Consider the following 14,775-nt stretch of genomic DNA (forward strand, 5'->3'; position numbering starts at 1 on the left):
GGCACCGGACAGGTTCGGCTCCCTCGGGCCCGCTCAGGCGCCGGCGGCGAACTCCATGAGCGTCAGCCCGTCGGTGCCGTGGTAGGTGCGCCGGGGCGCCAGGCCCGCGGCGGCGGCGAGCGCGGCGAACTCGGGCAACCCGCGCTCCCGGCCGCCGACGAGGACCAGCATCCGCAGGTCGTACGGGGACAGGTGCGGCACGTGCGGCACCGTCGGCAGCACCTCGATGACGAGCACCCTGCCGGTGGTCCCGGCCGCCTCGGCGCAGCGCCGCAGGATCGCGGTGGCGTGGGCGTCGCTCCAGTCGGTGAGCGCGCGGGAGACCACGTACACGTCGGCGCCGGGCGGCAGCGGGGCGAAGAAGTCCCCCACCACGGTCTCGGCCCGGTCGGCGAGGCCGCAGGCGGCGAACGTCGCGGCGGCGGTGGCCACCGGCTCGTCGCGGTCGACGAGCGTGCCCCGCAGGTGCGGATGGGCGCCCAGCACCTCCCGCAACAGCCCGCCCGCACCCCCGGCCACGTCGACCACGTGCTTCGCCTCGTGCCAGGGGTAGAGCGCCGCGACCTCCGGGGCGGTGAACCGCTGCTGGCTGAGCATCAGCGCGTCGAAGTAGGCCCGGTGGTCCGGGTGGGCGTCGAGGTCGGCCCAGAAGTCGCGCCCGTGCACCTCCCGGTAGCCGGGCCCGCCGGTGCGGATCGCGTGCGGCAGGCCGGTCCAGGCCAGGTCCATCCGCGCGCCGAGCCCGCCGAGGTCCAGGTAGGCGCCGTGGCCGCCGCCGTCGCGGTCGCAGAGCAGCTCGCCGACGTCGGTGAGGCCGAACACGTCCGGCGACACCTCGACGAACACGCCCCGGTGCACGAGGTAGCGCAGCAGGCGGCCCAGCGCGGCGGCGTCCGCGCCGCAGGCGCCGGCCAGCTCACCCAGACCGGTGACGCCCGCGGCGATCCGGTCCGGCACGCGCAGCGTCACCGCCGTGCGGACCGCGAACGGGGTGGCCAGGTCGGTGAGCCGGTCGAGCCGCTCCCCCGCGTCACCCTCGATCTGGGCATCGATCGACACCGGCGCCTCCTCCCGCGTCGCGGGCCGGCACCGCCGCCCCCGCCGGTGCGCATGCTTCCAGGCGTACGGCGGGTGAGTCAACGACGACGGCTGGTGAGGACATTCATGGACGTGGAACAATTCGCGGACCAGCCGAGGCGCGCAGACCGGAGGGATCATCGATGACCACATCCATCGCGGCCGAGGTCCGGCTCGTCTCCGGCGCGCTGGGCGCCGAGGTCCACGGCATCGACCTGAACACGCTCACCGACGAGGGTTTCGCGCTGATCCACGACCTGCTGCTCAAGCACCAGGTGGTCTTCCTCGCCGGTCAGACCGGGCTGACGCCGCAGGCGCACGTCGCGTTCGGCCGCCGCTTCGGCGAGGTGGAGCTGCACCCGTACCTGCCCCGGCTGGACGGACACCCGGAGATCGTCGTCATCGACTCCGCCGACGGCGGCAAGGTCGACGTCTGGCACACCGACATGACGTTCCACCAGAGCCCGCCGATCGCCTCGATCCTGCACCTGATCCAGTTGCCCGACGTCGGCGGCGACACCATGTGGACCAACCAGTACCGGGTCTACGAGGCGCTCTCCGCGCCGATGCGGGACCTGCTCGACGGGCTGACCGCCATCCACGTCATCCGGATCGGCACCGAGTTCACCAGCCGCGCCGAACACCCGGTGGTCCGGGTGCACCCGGAGACCGGGCGCCGCTCGCTGTACGTCAACCGGCTGTTCACCTCGCACATCCCGCAGCTGACCCGCAACGAGAGCGACGCGCTGCTGGAGCACCTGTTCACCTTCTCCGAGAGTCCCCAGTTCACCTGCCGTTACCGGTGGCGGACCGGGGACGTCGCGGTGTGGGACAACCGGGTCACCCAGCACTACGCCGTGAACGACTACGACGGGCTGCGGCGCGGGCAGCGGATCACCGTGCTCGGCGACCACCCGACCGGGAACGAGCCCCGGTGGGAGCACTACGTCCCGGCACCCGGCGAACGCTACTGGCCGGGCCGGGTCAACGCGGTGGAGAGCTACTGACCGCCGGTCACCAGGTGACCGGGAAGGAGGCGATGCCGCCGTTCATCCGGTCGTGCCGCCACGGGATCTCCGCCAGCGGCACGGCCGGAGACAGCGCCGGCATCCGGGTCAGCAGCGCCCCGAGCGACAGCTCCACCTGCATCCGGCCCAGCGCCGTGCCGAGGCAGAAGTGCGGCCCGAAGCCGAAGGTCAGATGCGGCACACCGGGCCGGCGGTCGATGTCGAAGACGTTCGGCTCGGGGAAGAACCGGGGGTCGCGGTTGCCGGCCCACGGGATCGCCATCACGCAGTCGCCGGCCCTCATCCCGACCCCGCCGAGGACCAGGTCCTCGCGGACCACCTGTACCCGGAACATGGCGCTCACCGACGTGTAGCGCAGGATCTCGTCGGTGGCCGCGGCGAGCTTGCCCGGCGCGGCCCGCAGCTTCGCCAGCTGCTCCGGGTGCTGGAACAACGCGCGCAGGCCCGCGCTCGTCGAATTGATCTCCAGCCCGCCGAGCAGCACCCCCATGGCCAGCTCGACCAGTTCGGCGTCGACCAGCTCGTGCGCGCCGCCGCCGCGGACCCAGGCCGAGAGCAGGTCGTCGCCGGGCTCGGCCCGCTTGCGCGCCAGCTGCCCGGCCAGGTAGTCCCGCAGCTCGGCCTGCGCGGTCATGGCGGCGGCCGAGCCGTACGCGGTGACCGAGTTCAGCCCCTCGATCCAGGCGTAGAACCGGGGCCGGTCGGCGGCCGGGACACCGAGCACGTCGCACACCACGAGCACCGGCAGCGGCGCCACCAGTCCGGCCACCACGTCGGCCGGGCGCGGACCGGCCAGCATGGCGTCGACCAGCTCGTCCACCAGCCGCTGCACCCGGGGCCGGAACGTCCCGATGCGCCGGGCGGTGAACGCACGGCCGGCCACCCGCCGCACCACGGCGTGCGCCGGACCGTCCATGTTCAACTCACGGGGACCGCCGCCGTCCGGTGTCGCCGTCGCGCCCAGCGGCAGCCGGGAGAAGCGGGGATCGGCCAGGACGGTGCAGCAGTCCTCGTAGCCGAGCACCAGCCAGGCCGCCCGCCCGTCGGGCAGCCGCACCCGGCTGACCGGCTCGGCGACGACCATCTCCAGCAGCTCGGCGGGAAGGTCTCCGGTGAACGGTTCGAACGGATAGGAACGCAGCCCGGAATTGACTGTCGCCGGGCCACCGGGCAGCTGATCGCGGTCCACGTCCGACATCGGCTAAGAGTCCAGCATCGGTTAGTCCGGCGTCAATATCCGTCGCATGCGTCCGCGGCCTTCCGCGTACCGGTGCCGATCCCCTAGCATCGGTTCTCCAGGGCTGCCGTTTCGCCGCGCGGATTGGTGGGATTTGACTGCGCCGCTGCGAATTCTGATGTCGACGTGGGGCTGGCGGTCGCATTTCTACAGCCTGGTCCCGCTCGGCTGGGCGTTGCAGGCCGCCGGTCACGAGGTGCGGGTGGCGAGTCACCCGTCGATGGCCGCCACTATCAGCGCGGCCGGGCTCGCCGCCGTACCGCTGGGCGCGGACGTCGACTTCGCCGAGGCGTTCGCCGACCGGATCGGCACGGTGGCCCCGCTCGCCGGTTCCGCGCCGGCCGGCGCGGTCGTGCCGGCGATCACCGCCGACGGCGGGGTGGTCCGGTTCGCCGACGCCGTCCTCGACGACCTGGTCTCCTTCGGCCGGTCCTGGCGGCCGGACCTGGTCCTCTGGGAGCCGTTCAACCTGGCCGCGCCGGTGGCCGCCGCCGTGCTGGGCGTGCCGGGCGTGCTGAACCTGTGGGGGCCGGACTCCTCGACCACACTGCGCATGGACCCGGATCAGGTGGTCGGGCCGCTGGCCGCCCGGTTCGGGTTGCGCGCCGCCGACGTGCCGCTGGACGGCGTCCTGACGCTCGATCCGGTGCCGCCGCCCATGCAGGTGCCGACGGCGCGCCCCGGCCGTCCGGTGCGGTTCGTGCCGTACAACGGTCCGGCCGTGGTGCCGGACTGGCTGCGCCGCCCGGCGGGCCGGCCCCGGGTGTGCGTCACGGCGGGCACCATGATGGCCGCCGCCGGGTTGCACGACCGGTTCGACCTGGGCGGGGTGATCCGGGCGGTGGCCGGGCTCGACGTGGAGGTCGTCGTGGTGGTCGAACCGCGTCAGCACGAGGGGCTGGGCCCGCTGCCGGCCCGGGTCCGCCTGGTCGACGGGCCGCTGGCCGTACGGCTGGTGCTGCCGACCTGCGCCGCGCTCGTGCAGCAGGGCGGGGCCGGCACCACCATGACCGCGCTCGCCTACGGCGTGCCGCAGCTCGTCCTGCCGCAGGTCAGTGACCAGCACTTCAACGCGGAACGGCTGGCCGCCACCGGCGCCGGCACCTCGCTGACGGGTGAGCAGGCCACCGCCGACGCGGTCCGGGAACTCGTCGGCGAGCTGGTCGGTGACGGGCCCCGGCGACGGGCCGCGACGTCGATGCGCGACCGGGTCCACGCCATGCCCGCCCCCGCGGATCTGGTGCCGGCGCTTGCCGCCCTGGCCCGGGGCGGCCCGATCTGAGGAGTCGCAGATGACGCAGGAGCCACCGGCCATCCCGTACCCGCTCGCGCCGGCTCCGACGATCTACCACCCGTCGCCGGACTACACCCGGATGCGGGAGACGTGCCCGGTGGCCCGGGTCGAGCTGCCCGACGGGGCGTGCGCGTACCTGGCCACCCGGCACGCCGACGTGCGCCGGGTCTTCACCGACCAGCGGTTCAGCCGGGCCGCCGCGGCCGGCCCGAACCGCCCGACCCGGGAACTCGGCTCACTCGCCGAGGACTCGCTGATCGGGATGGATCCGCCCCGGCACACCACGATGCGCCGGGCCGTCTCGCACGCGTTCACCGTCCGCCGGGTGGAGGAGCTGCGCCCGCGGGTCGCGGCGCTCGTCGACCGGATGATCGACGAGCTGGAGGCCGCGGGTCCGCCGGCCGACCTGATCACGCACCTCTCCGGTCCCCTGCCGATCTCCGTGATCAGCACGCTGTTCGGCATCCCGGAGCGGGACCGGGAGCGGGTACGCCAGTGGTCGGACGCTCTCGTCGGCGACTGGGACGCCGATCCGGACGCGCCCCGGGCCGCGCTGGAGGCGTTCCGCGAGCTGATCGACGAGCGGCGCCGCGAGCCCGGCGACGACCTGATGAGTGCGCTCATCTCGGTCTGGGACGACCACGACGACCTGACCGAACGGGAGCTGGTGTCGGTCACCGCCGGGATCTTCGTGGGCGGGCACGAGACCACCACCAACCAGCTCAACCTGTTCCTGCTGGTCCTGGCCCGCCATCCGGAGCAGCTGGCCGGGCTGCGCGGCGACGATCCGGTGGCGGTGGCCCGGGCGGTCGAGGAGCTGTCCCGCTTCATCCAGCTCGGCGACAACGGGGTGTTGCTGCCCCGGGTCACGACCGAGGAGGTGGAGCTGGGCGGCGTACGCCTGCCGGCCGGCGCCGCGGTGCTGCCGGCGATCGCGTCGGCCAACCGGGACGCCACTGTGTTTCCGGGCGCGGACACGCTCGACCTGACCCGCGTGCACAATCCGCACCTGGCGTTCGGCGCCGGTCCGCACCACTGCCTGGGCGCGGCGCTGGCGCGGATGGAGTTGCAGGAGGCGCTGGGCGCGCTGCTGCGGCGGCTGCCAGGGCTGCGGCTCGCTGTCGACGAGGCGGAGCTGCGGTTCCGGCCCGGGCTGGTGGTGCGCAGCCTGGAGTCGCTGCCGGTGACCTGGGACCGGTGACCGGTCAGCCGCCCGCCGACCCGGGGACGACCCGGGTCGGCGCGGCGGCGTCGAGCGCCGCCTCCACCGCCACCTCCTCCACGCCGCGCAGCAGCCGTTCCGCCTGCTCCTCGGTGAAGCAGCCGAAGTCGAAGATGACCTGGAGGTGGACCGTCTCCGGCTGGTCCTCGACGGTGATGAAGACCTGCTCGGGCAGGTGGTCCAGCGGGCCGTCCCAGACCAGGAACGTCTCGTCGGCCCGGCGGCGGATCCGCTCGGCGGTCACCGGGTCGTCGTGCAGCCCGCCGTCGGCCGCCTGCCGGGTGGTCACCCGCCGGTCGTTGATCCGGCAGCTGATCCGGGCCGGGTACCCCCGTTCGGCGTCCAGCCGGGCCGAGACCTCGGCGAGCTGGGCCGGGTCGTAGTAGGCGTACTTCCCGGCGGAGACCGCGGCCCGGCGGGCGCGCGCCACCACCTCGTCCACAGTGGTGTCCGCGGTGTCGACGCGCAGCACGCCGTTCTGGCTGAGCGGAGCGATGGCCTCGGCGAAGCCCGGCCGGAACCGGTTGCCGACGATGAGCTTCGCGGTGAGCGGGCTGACGCCGGTGGCCCGGCCGATCGCGACCGCGATGACCGCGAGCAGCACGCGCGAGGTGTCCGTGCGGGTCCGCGCCGCGATGGCCCGCACCGCCAGGTACGCGGCGGGCGAGCTGAACCGGCCGTGCCAGTACCGGTGGCCCCGGCGCCCGCCGGCCTTCGGCTCACCGAACGTCAGCGGCGGGACGTCCCGCAGATGCTCGGCCCAGTGGCGCACGGCCCGGTCACTGAGCCGGCGCAGCGGCGGCGTCTCCTCCCGCCGCCCCAGGTCGAGGATCTGCACGGTACGCGGGTCGGCGACCCGGCGGACCGGCCGGCCGGCCAGGCCGAGGTCGGCCAGGATGAGGGACGTGGCGGTGCCGTCCACCACGAGGTGGTCGATCGTCAGCACCCGGTGCACCAGCGCACCGCGGTGCCGGATCACCGCCATCCTCACCGACCAGTCCCGGTAGAGGTCGTAGTGGCTGAGCAGGCGGGCGTGGCCCAGGTCGTAGGCGAACGCGGCCACGTCGGCCGGGTCCGCGTCGTCGGGTACGTCCACCACGTCCAGGACCGTCTCGCCGCTCGCCGACACGACCTGGCACGGGCCGCCGTCGTCGCCGGCGCCGAGCCGCATCCGCAGCGCCGGGTGCCGGGCCATCAGCGCGGCGAACTCGGCCGCCACCTGCTCGATCGTGACACCCGCGGGCATCGGGTGGGCGCCGCTGACGTTGTGCGTCCAGCCGGTCTCCCGCATGTCCTGCATGATGGCCTTCTGCCCCCAGGTCAGGGGCGCGGTGCCGGCGCCCGGCCCGGCGAACGCCACGGGAACCTGGGCCTGGACCGTCTGCGCGAACACCCGCTCATCAGAGCAACGCGCATCGGTTTGTGTCAACGTGACGGCGCACGGTTACGCTGCCGTCCATGCGGGACGCCGTCCGGGTCTGGATCGTCCCGGTGGCGGTGCCGGCGGACGAGCTGGCCCGGTACCGGGCGGTGCTCGACGCGGACGAGCGGGACCGGGCCGCGCGGCTCGGCGCCGGGGCGCTGCGGGACCGGTTCACAGTGGCGCACGGCGCGCTGCGCGTCCTGGCCGGGCGGGCTGCCGGCGCGCCACCGGCGGCGCTGACCTGGCACCGCGGCCGGTACGGCAAACCGGCGCTGACCGGCCCGTGGAGCGGCCTGCACACGAGCCTGTCGTACTCCGGCGACCTGGTGGCGGTCGCGCTCAGCGAGGGCCGTCCGGTCGGGGTGGACATCCAGCACGTCGCGCCGGGCGGTGACCCGATTTCGGCGTCCGCGCGCTTCTTCGACCCGCGGGAGGCGCGGCACGTCGCCGCCGGACCGGACCCGGCCGGCCGGGCGCTGCGGTTCACCCGGCTGTGGGCGCGCAAGGAGGCTGCGGTCAAGGCGGCCGGGGGCCGGCTGTGGCCCAACCTCGCCGTGCCGGTGCACCGGGCCGACGTGGTCGAGTGCGTCGAGCCGGCCGGCCCGCACCGGCTCGCCGACCTGCGCACACCCGCCGGGTACGCGGTGGCGGTCGCGCTCGCCGGCGACCGGCCGTACGCCGTCGAGTGCCACACCGGCCTCGGTCACGATCGGTGACGATCGCCGTACCCGTTGACACCCGCCGATGTCCCCTGCTCTGATGACTCCATGCCGACGCGCATGATCGACTCGCGGGACGCCCGATGCTAGAACACGACGCGCCGGCCGACGCGCCGCCCCGTGACCAGGTCGTCGACCGCCTGACCGTCCTGCTGACCCGAATGCTCCGGCCGGACGCGCCGGTCACCGAGCAGACCCAGCTGATGGACGACCTCGGCCTCAGCTCCTCGCTCGGCCTGGAGCTGCTGCTGTCGCTGGAGGACGAGCTGGAGATCCAGATCGACGTCGAGGAACTCGACGAGGATCGGATGGCCACGCTCGGCGACCTGGCCGACTACATCACCGCCAACTCCACCCCGCGCTGAGCAGGCCGAGACGTGGACCGGCCCGGCCTGAGCGTGGTGGTGCCCGCGCACGAGAACGGCTCCGCACTCGACGCGACGCTGCGGTCGCTGACCCGGCAGACGCTGCCGCCCGGCGACTTCGAGGTGATCGTCGGCGACGACGGCTCGGCCGTGGCGCTCGGCCCGGTGGTGGACGCCTACCGGGACCGGCTGCGGATCGACTACGTCCGCAGCGAGCGGAACCGCGGCCGCAGCGCCAACCGCAACGCGGCGGCGGCCCGGGCCCGCGCGGACACGCTGATGTTCCTCGACGCCGACACGGTGGCGCATCCCGGGCTGCTGGAGCGGCACCGCGACTTCCACGCCGGTCGTGCCGGCCGGCCCGGGGTGCTGCTCGGCCAGCGGTACGACCTGGACTGGGCCGGCGCGGACGCGCTGCGCCGGGGCGAACCGGTCGCCCCGGCGATGCTCGACGCCGAGCGTGGCGACCCGCGGCTGGAGGACATCGCCCTCCCGCAGCGGACGGACGACTTCCCGAGCGCGCCCTGGGTGCTGGGCCTGACCCACAACGCCTCGGTGGACCACGAGTCGTTCCGGCGGGTCGGCGGCTTCGACGAGGCGATGGTCAAGTGGGGCTTCGAGGACCTCGACTTCTTCTATCGGGTGTTCCACCTGCACGGCGCGCCGCCGGAGCTGTTCCGGCTGGACGTCGACGCGCTCTCCTACCACCTGCCGCACTTCCGCAAGACGTCCAACGGGCTCGCCTCGATGGACAACATGAAGTACCTGCTGCGCAAGCACCTGCGCTACGACGTCGAGGTGCTGTACGGGCTCAACACGTTCGGCCGGCACCTGGGCCGGATCCGGCTCTACGGCCAGGCCATCGAGGCGTACCGGGCCGGTGGGCTGGGCCGGCCGGACGTCCTGCCCGCGTCGCTGCGCGAGGAGCTGACGGCGAGCGCGGCGCTGGTCGTCGGCAACGGCGTGTCCACGCTGGACCTGGGCGCCGGGTCGCACACGTTCGATCACGACGCGCCGGTCGGCGAGACGAACTCCCACCTGCTCGGCACCGTGCTCCAGCAGTTCAAGGCCGGCGCGCTGGACCTGATCGTCAACGTCGACATGTGGCGGTGCCTGCTGCCCGAGGACCTGCCCGCGTTCCTCACCCGGGGGCTGCTCAAGGCCGACCGGATCGAACTGGTCGCCACCCGGACCGGCCCGGACCAGCGCGCCCTGCTTCCGGTGCCGCTGGTCGCCGACCTCGACTACGTGGCCGACATGCTGCGCCCGCACTTCACCGTCGCCGTCGCCGCGTACGACACCGCCACGGTGATCACGCTCCGCTGAGGTACCCGGCCGGCCAAGGGGCCGCGCCGCTCAGGCGGGCCCGGCCAGGACGAGGCTGACGTTGTGCCCGCCGAAGCCGAACGAGTTGGACAGCACCGCGTCCACCGCCGTGGCGCGTGCCCGCCCGCGGATGTGGTCGACCTCGCCGTCGCGCTCCGGGTCGTCCAGATTGTGCGTGGGCGGCAGCAGGCCGCGACGCAGCGCCTCGACCGCGACGGCCGCCTCGATCACGCCGGAGACGCCGAGCATGTGCCCGGTCACGCCCTTGGTCGAACTCAGCGGCGGCGGGGCGGCGCCGTACACCTCGGCGAGCGCGGCCAGCTCGGCGGCGTCCCCGGCCCGGGTGCTGGTGCCGTGCGCGTTGACGTACCCGATGTCGCCGGGCACCAGCCCTGAGTCGCGGACGGCCATCCGCATGCACCGGGCCGCGCCCGCGCCGTCGGGGCGCGGCGTGGTCGGGTGGTGGGCGTCGTTCGTGGCGCCCCAGCCGAGCACGTCGGCGTGCCGGTGGGCCCCGCGCGCGGCGGCGTGCGCGGCGCGTTCCAGGACGAACACCCCGGCGCCCTCGCCGAGGACGAGCCCGTTGCGGCGGCGGTCGAAGGGGCGGCTCGCGGCGGCCGGGTCGGCCCAGCCGCGGGCCAGCGCGCGGGCGTTGCCGAACGCGTCGGCGAACGTCGGGAACAGCGGCGCCTCGGCGCATCCGGCGAGCACCACGTCCGCCTCGCCGGCGCGCAGGATGCGCAGCGCCTCCCCGATCGACTGCGCCCCAGCCGCACACGCCGTGCCGATCGACGAGGTGTAGCCGTGGATGCCGAACTTGATCGCGATGCGGGCCGCGCCCATGTTCGGCAGCGTCCCGGGCAGCATGTACGGGCTGACCCCGAACCGGCCCCGCCCGGCGCGGGCGAGCACCTGTTCCTCCAGCGTGGACAGACCGCCGACGCCGGAGACGACGACCGCCACCCGGTACGGATCGACGTCTTGGCCGATCCGCAGTCCGGCGTCGGCGAGCGCGTCCTCGGCGGCGCGCAGCACCATCACGATCGACCGGTCCACGACGCGTGACTCCGGGCCGGGCAGCACGCTCGCCGGGTCGATCGCCGGGGCGAACGCGGCGACGTCGACGACGCCGTGCAGCGGATGGCCGGCCGGGGGCCGGGTGAGCCCGGAGCGGCCGTCGCAGACCGCGTCGAACACCTCGGCGGCGGTCGCGCCGACCGGGCTGACCAGTCCGATGCCGGTGACGGTGACCGGTTCGCGCACGCTCACCGGAACCGCTGCGCCGACGTGGGCGCCGGGACGCCGCGCGGCCGGGTGCCGTGCCCCGACATCGGTCAGTGCGCCGAGGCCGGTGCGATGCGCGCCGCCACCGTCCGGCTGAACTCGCCGACGGTCATCATGGCGAGGTCCTCCGCCTCGTCGTCGTCGAAGGCGACCCCGAACCGGTCCTCCACACGTACCGCCAGCTCGGCCAGGCCGAGGGAGTCCACGTCGAGCCCGGCGGGACCGAAGACGGTGTCGTCGTCGACGTCGGAGACGTCGTACTTCATCTCGGTGAGTGCGGCGAGGAGGAACGCGCGGATCTCGTCGGTCATGCCCGGTGTTTCCCTTCCACGGTGTCCTGGCGGCGCACTCGACCTGCTCGACGGAACCTGTGAGGCGCGGAGCGGACACTCCGCGTAGCATCGACCTTACTCGATCGGATTGGTTTGGCAAGATATCCGGTCGGTCAGCCGTACCGGAAGCCGGTCGTAGCCGCGCAGCATCAGCGCGCGGCGCGGCCCGGGTTCGGCGGCCAGCGCCGGGAAGCGGTCCAGCAGGCGGGGCAGGACCAGCCGTCCCTCGGTCCGGGCCAGCGTCGCCCCGAAGCAGTAGTGCGGCCCGGCGCTGAACGCCAGGTGCCGGTTGTCCGTGCGGGACGGGTCGAACCGGTCCGGGTCGGGGAAGCGGCGCGGATCCCGGTTCGCGGCACCGGTCAGCACCACCACCGTCCGGCCCGCCGCCACCGGCAGGCCGGCGACCTCGGTGTCCTCGGCGGCGTACCGGACCGCGAAGTGCACAGGCGGCTCGTACCGCAGGATCTCCTCGACGTACGACGCGGCCAGCGACGGATCGGCGCGCAGCGCGTCCCGGGCGTCCGGCCGCTCGGTGAGCAGCACCAGCCCGTTGCCGAGCAGGTTCGCGGTGGTCCGGAACCCGGCGTTGTACATGATGATGAGGTTGGCCAGCAGCTCGTCGGCGCTCAGCCGGCCGGGCTCGTCGTCCAGGCCGCGCAGCAGCGCCGAGACGAAGTCGTCGCGCGGCGCCGCCCGGCGCGCGGCGACCAGGTCGGTGAAGTACGCGGTCAGCTCCGCCGCCGCCACGTTGGCGGCCCGGACCTCGCGCATGGACCGGCGGCCGATCTCCAGCACCGCGTCGAACGCGCGGACCCGGGACGGGAACCACTCCCGGTCCGCCTCCGGCACGCCCAGCAGCTCGCCGATGACGTCACTGGGCAGCCGGAGCGCGAAGCGGGCCATGAAGTCGACCGGCCGGCCGTCCGCGCCCTCGGCGGCGAGCCCGTCGAGCAGGCCGTCGGCGATGCGCCCGATGGCCGGTTCCAGCGCGGCGACCCGGCGCGGGGTGAGGGCCTGGGAGAACAGGTGCCGGACCCGCAGGTGGTCGCCCTCGGCGGCGTTGAGCATCGACGACTGGAGGATCCGGATGACCTGGTGCTCGCGCCAGCGCACACCGGCCCGGTCCAGGTAGTCGGCGCCGAGCACCCGGAAGACGGGGTCGCGCAGCACCCGGTTGACCGCGTCGTACCCGTGCACGACGAGCGCGTGCGGGTCGGCGGGCCGCAGCGCGACCGCCTCTCCCGCCTCGTGCAGCCGGGCGTAGAACGGGTACGGGTCGCGCCGTACCTCGTCGCCGAGCAGCTCGTCGAGGGAGATGGTCACGCGCATGGCCGCTCCTCGCCGACGCCGGCGAGCATGTCGGCGGTGGTGTGCGCCCGGATGCCGGGTGGCACCGGGTCGGCGAACCGGGCGACGACCGCCCGGACGTGGGCTTCGGCGGCCCCGGCCAGGCCGTCGTAGACGGCCGCGAACAGGTCCCGGGCCGCCCGGCGCGGCCATCCGGCGGGCAGCAGTTCCAGTGGCAGCCGCGGGTCGAGCGTGGGAAACCGCCGGTACGTGTCCATCACCTCGGTACGCGCCCGCACGGCGGCGGCGCCGTCGACGGAGCCGAGCCGCGACACCAGCGGCGTCCACCGCCGCAGGAACGCCTCATAGTGCCCGCTGATCGCGTCGACGTCCCAGGCGTCCACGGGGGCGCGCTGGCCGATCGCGTCCAGCGCGTCCTGCCGTCCCCGGAACACCGTGACCGCACCGAGGGCGAGCTGGGCCAGCCGGGCGCACGCGGGCCCGGCCAGCTCGTACGGCGAGATCCACAGCCCGTCGTAGAGCGGCGCGAAGCCCAGCCAGCGCAGCTGGCCGCGCAGCGCCCGGCGCTGCGTGCCGTGGTCCTGCGGCAGCGAGAAGGCGACGATCGTCCAGCATCCGTCCCACGCCTGCGTCTCGGCGGTGGAGGCGGTGATCCAGTTCCCGCCGGCGGACAGGTCGGCGGCGGCGGCGCGGCTGAGCCGGTAGAAGCTGTTGCGGCCCTGCCGGCTGCCCTCCAGCACACCGCGGCGGGCCAGCCGGCTGATCGCGGTACGCGCGCCGGCGCTGGTCACGCCGGCCTCGCCGAGCAGCGCGACGATCGCCGCGGACGGCAGCGCGGCGCGGGTACGCAGCGTGTAGTCGGTCAGGAGCGTCACCGCGACGCTCTGCGGCGAGGTGCCGGCCTGCCGCCGGGGCAGCCGCGGCGCCGGTCCCTCGTCCGGGTAGATCTCCTCGATGTCGAACGGGCTTGCCACACGCGCTCCGGGCTCGGCTCAGGGACGGTGCCCCGACTGTAGACGAACGCCGCCGCAGCTCATCGGAGGGTATCGATTGACACTTTGCCGTCCGGCCGGAACACTATGTGCCACACGACGGAGCCGGGCCGGGCGAACCACGTCAGTGGGTGAGGCGCGACACCGCGGCGGCCCGGGTCGCCGGCGCGGGGCGCATCCGCCCGACCCCGCCCGCACAGGGCGATCGAAGGAGTCTCCGTGAGAATCAGAGCCAAGATGGTGGTGGCCCTGGCCGCGTCGCTGGCGGCGGCCGGCCTGGTGATCCCCGCCGTCCAACCCGCGTACGCGGCGTCGCTGACCGAGGTGACCAGCTTCGGCGACAACCCCGGCCGGATGCGCATGCACGTCTACGTCCCGGACGCCCGCCCGGCCCGGCCGGCCACTGTGGTGGCCATGCACGGCTGCGGCGGTTCCGGCCCCGGCTTCTACTCCGGCAGCGAGTTCGCCGGCCTGGCCGACCGGTACGGCTTCATCGTCATCTACCCCAGCGCGACCCAGCAGGCCGGCTTCGGCAACTGCTTCGACACCTGGTCCGACGCGGCCAAGCGGCGCGGCGGCGGCAGCGACCCGGTGTCACTCATCTCGATGGTCCGCTACGTCCAGCAGCAGTACGGCGCAGACCCGGACCGGGTCTACGCCACCGGCAGCTCGTCCGGCGGCATGATGACCAACCACATGCTGGCGCTCTACCCGGACGTCTTCAAGGCCGGCGCGGCGTTCATGGGCGTGCCGTTCAACTGCTTCGCCGGCGCCGCCGACTATCCGCCCGGATCCAGCCAGTGCACCGGCGGGAACATGAACCGCACCCCGCAGCAGTGGGGTGACGCGGTCCGCCAGGCGTACCCCGGCTACACCGGTCCCCGTCCCCGGGTGCAGTTGTGGCACGGCACCAACGACACGCTGGTGCCGTACTCGCTGCTCCAGGAGACGATCGAGCAGTGGACGAACGTGTTCGGCCTCAGCCAGACGCCCACGTCCACCGACACGCCGCAGTCCGGCTGGAACCGGCGGCGCTACGCCGACGGCACCGGCACCGTGCAGGTCGAGGCGTACAGCATCCAGGGCGCCGGGCACAGCCTGCCCTCGGCCGGCATGGCCGCGGCCGCGGTGGCGTTCTTCGGCCTGACCACCACGCCCGGCCCGACCA

14 protein-coding genes are annotated in these 14,775 nt (G+C 74.3%); 7 read left to right on the forward strand and 7 right to left on the reverse strand.

The annotated features are described in order from the left end of the window. Window positions 1-33: 33 nt before the first annotated feature. On the reverse strand, window positions 34-1,059 hold the full coding sequence (locus ABD52_RS18120) for a methyltransferase (protein WP_047892614.1): 1,026 nt from the start codon (window positions 1,057-1,059) through the stop codon (window positions 34-36). A 161-nt stretch (window positions 1,060-1,220) separates the two neighbouring features. Here ABD52_RS18120 and ABD52_RS18125 point away from each other — a divergent pair, with 161 nt between their 5' ends. Beyond that, window positions 1,221-2,084 carry a TauD/TfdA family dioxygenase gene (locus ABD52_RS18125; RefSeq protein ID WP_047892615.1) on the forward strand — a complete coding sequence of 288 codons (864 nt, stop codon included), beginning with the start codon at window positions 1,221-1,223 and terminating at the stop codon, window positions 2,082-2,084. 7 nt (window positions 2,085-2,091) lie between these two features. Here ABD52_RS18125 and ABD52_RS18130 read toward each other — a convergent pair whose 3' ends face one another. After that, window positions 2,092-3,303: a cytochrome P450 gene (locus ABD52_RS18130; RefSeq protein WP_047892616.1), complete on the reverse strand. Its 1,212-nt coding sequence runs from the start codon at window positions 3,301-3,303 to the stop codon at window positions 2,092-2,094. A gap of 157 nt (window positions 3,304-3,460) precedes the next feature. Between ABD52_RS18130 and ABD52_RS18135 the strand changes: the two genes are divergently transcribed. After that, a complete protein-coding gene (locus ABD52_RS18135; RefSeq protein ID WP_047892617.1) occupies window positions 3,461-4,624 on the forward strand; it encodes a nucleotide disphospho-sugar-binding domain-containing protein in 1,164 nt (387 codons plus the stop codon). A gap of 10 nt (window positions 4,625-4,634) precedes the next feature. Then, window positions 4,635-5,837 (forward strand): cytochrome P450, encoded by a 1,203-nt coding sequence (locus ABD52_RS18140; RefSeq protein ID WP_013286870.1) that lies wholly within the window; start codon window positions 4,635-4,637, stop codon window positions 5,835-5,837. A 4-nt stretch (window positions 5,838-5,841) separates the two neighbouring features. Here the strand turns inward: ABD52_RS18140 and ABD52_RS18145 are convergent, their stop codons facing one another. Then, window positions 5,842-7,251 (reverse strand): condensation domain-containing protein, encoded by a 1,410-nt coding sequence (locus ABD52_RS18145; RefSeq protein ID WP_047892618.1) that lies wholly within the window; start codon window positions 7,249-7,251, stop codon window positions 5,842-5,844. Window positions 7,252-7,316: 65 nt separating this feature from the next. Between ABD52_RS18145 and ABD52_RS18150 the strand changes: the two genes are divergently transcribed. The 3 genes from ABD52_RS18150 to ABD52_RS18160 all read left to right on the forward strand — a co-directional run bounded on the left by ABD52_RS18150 (window position 7,317) and on the right by ABD52_RS18160 (window position 9,691). Further along, entirely contained in the window at window positions 7,317-7,997 is a 681-nt protein-coding gene (locus ABD52_RS18150; protein WP_047892619.1) for a 4'-phosphopantetheinyl transferase superfamily protein, read from the forward strand. An 86-nt stretch (window positions 7,998-8,083) separates the two neighbouring features. Beyond that, complete coding sequence (locus ABD52_RS18155) at window positions 8,084-8,365, forward strand: phosphopantetheine-binding protein (protein ID WP_030268419.1); 282 nt, start codon at window positions 8,084-8,086, stop codon at window positions 8,363-8,365. 12 nt (window positions 8,366-8,377) lie between these two features. Next, window positions 8,378-9,691 carry a glycosyltransferase family 2 protein gene (locus ABD52_RS18160; RefSeq protein WP_047892620.1) on the forward strand — a complete coding sequence of 438 codons (1,314 nt, stop codon included), beginning with the start codon at window positions 8,378-8,380 and terminating at the stop codon, window positions 9,689-9,691. Window positions 9,692-9,721: 30 nt separating this feature from the next. Here the strand turns inward: ABD52_RS18160 and ABD52_RS18165 are convergent, their stop codons facing one another. The 4 genes from ABD52_RS18165 to ABD52_RS18180 all read right to left on the reverse strand — a co-directional run bounded on the left by ABD52_RS18165 (window position 9,722) and on the right by ABD52_RS18180 (window position 13,589). Beyond that, entirely contained in the window at window positions 9,722-10,960 is a 1,239-nt protein-coding gene (locus ABD52_RS18165; protein ID WP_047892621.1) for a beta-ketoacyl synthase, read from the reverse strand. A gap of 65 nt (window positions 10,961-11,025) precedes the next feature. Then, window positions 11,026-11,286 carry an acyl carrier protein gene (locus ABD52_RS18170; RefSeq protein WP_013286876.1) on the reverse strand — a complete coding sequence of 87 codons (261 nt, stop codon included), beginning with the start codon at window positions 11,284-11,286 and terminating at the stop codon, window positions 11,026-11,028. Window positions 11,287-11,382: 96 nt separating this feature from the next. Then, a complete protein-coding gene (locus ABD52_RS18175) occupies window positions 11,383-12,636 on the reverse strand; it encodes a cytochrome P450 (RefSeq protein ID WP_013286877.1) in 1,254 nt (417 codons plus the stop codon). Further along, a complete protein-coding gene (locus tag ABD52_RS18180; protein ID WP_013286878.1) occupies window positions 12,627-13,589 on the reverse strand; it encodes a PaaX family transcriptional regulator C-terminal domain-containing protein in 963 nt (320 codons plus the stop codon). Before ABD52_RS18180 ends, ABD52_RS18175 begins: the two co-directional genes overlap by 10 nt. Window positions 13,590-13,826: 237 nt before the next feature. Between ABD52_RS18180 and ABD52_RS18185 the strand changes: the two genes are divergently transcribed. Next, window positions 13,827-14,775, forward strand: a 949-nt coding sequence (locus ABD52_RS18185; protein WP_200905205.1) for a PHB depolymerase family esterase, incomplete at its 3' end; no start/stop codon positions are given.

The organism is Micromonospora sp. RV43, assembly GCF_001029515.1.
Classification (GTDB): domain Bacteria; phylum Actinomycetota; class Actinomycetes; order Mycobacteriales; family Micromonosporaceae; genus Micromonospora; species Micromonospora aurantiaca.

Bases quoted from the DNA above. Each gene is read 5' to 3' on its own strand.
- ABD52_RS18125 (WP_047892615.1), top strand. From the start codon at position 1,221: ATGACCACATCCATCGCGGCCGAGGTCCGGCTCGTCTCCGGCGCGCTG.
- ABD52_RS18130 (WP_047892616.1), bottom strand. From the start codon at position 3,303: ATGTCGGACGTGGACCGCGATCAGCTGCCCGGTGGCCCGGCGACAGTC.
- ABD52_RS18135 (WP_047892617.1), top strand. From the start codon at position 3,461: ATGTCGACGTGGGGCTGGCGGTCGCATTTCTACAGCCTGGTCCCGCTC.
- ABD52_RS18140 (WP_013286870.1), top strand. From the start codon at position 4,635: ATGACGCAGGAGCCACCGGCCATCCCGTACCCGCTCGCGCCGGCTCCG.
- ABD52_RS18150 (WP_047892619.1), top strand. From the start codon at position 7,317: ATGCGGGACGCCGTCCGGGTCTGGATCGTCCCGGTGGCGGTGCCGGCG.
- ABD52_RS18155 (WP_030268419.1), top strand. From the start codon at position 8,084: ATGCTAGAACACGACGCGCCGGCCGACGCGCCGCCCCGTGACCAGGTC.
- ABD52_RS18170 (WP_013286876.1), bottom strand. From the start codon at position 11,286: ATGACCGACGAGATCCGCGCGTTCCTCCTCGCCGCACTCACCGAGATG.
- ABD52_RS18175 (WP_013286877.1), bottom strand. From the start codon at position 12,636: ATGCGCGTGACCATCTCCCTCGACGAGCTGCTCGGCGACGAGGTACGG.